Origin of the sequence: Treponema sp. JC4, assembly GCF_000260795.1 — a bacterium.
Classification (GTDB): Bacteria; Spirochaetota; Spirochaetia; order Treponematales; family Treponemataceae; genus Treponema_D.
Map to the genome: position 1 here is coordinate 1 of NZ_AJGU01000114.1, position 859 is coordinate 859.

The following is an 859-nucleotide window of genomic DNA, read 5'->3' on the forward strand; positions in this document are numbered from 1 at the left end:
ACTGTAATTATTATTGGCAAAAACATTCCAAGTAATACAAAAATTTTTATTAATGAATAATTTAATAATTCTTTTAAATTCGCAATTGTATTAACTTTAGGAGTTTTTTTTAATCTGCTGCTATTGTAAGCAAAGAAAATCATTGTAAGTATTGTTATAAAATCATAAATAACTCCTGTTAAGAAGTCGGTCATTGCTCTATAAATATTATACCAAATTCCATTTATCACAGAATCCAATGCAAAAAAATATTGGATGAAAATTGGTAAAACTTGCATTGTCCAATAAATAATTATACATATGTCAAGAACATTGTAATTTCTGTATCTAATTTTTTTTAACAGCAGAAAATGCTATAAAAGAACAAAGAATAAAAGTAAAAAAATCAAAAAATAACACAACAATCTACCATACCCATCATAATAAAAAGGTTATATACAAGATTTCATAAATATTTTGTAAATAATTATTCTCAAAGTTTCATTCTTTAGCATAAAGTTTAATCCTACATAAAATGTTATACCAATCAAAAAAGAAAAATCAACAGAAGATTTTTATATGAACAGTTATGCTCTAAAATAATGATAAAAAAAGCCATTATTATACTTGTGAAAACAGATTTAATAAGAGAACAAAAATCTATTTTTATTTGAACGTATTTTGAAGCCGATATAAAAGTAATAATTGTTACCAGAGTTTCACTTATTACTGATGCGACAATTGCTCCATTCTGTTGAAATTTAGGTATTAAAAATAAATTCATACACACATTAGACACGGCTCCAATTATAACCGCAAAGAGGAGACTCTTTTCTTTATCATATGTAAGAAGAACCTGAGTACCATACAAATTACTAAA

The 859-nt window shown here is 24.4% G+C and carries 2 protein-coding genes; both read right to left on the reverse strand.

Features of this window, described 5'->3' with window-relative positions; genetic code table 11:
- Positions 1 to 278, reverse strand: a 278-nt coding sequence (locus MSI_RS15110) for a hypothetical protein (protein WP_237706519.1), incomplete at its 3' end; no start/stop codon positions are given.
- A 248-nt stretch (positions 279 to 526) separates the two neighbouring features.
- Positions 527 to 859: polysaccharide biosynthesis C-terminal domain-containing protein (locus MSI_RS13520; RefSeq protein ID WP_192807782.1), on the reverse strand; the 333-nt coding region annotated here is incomplete at its 5' end.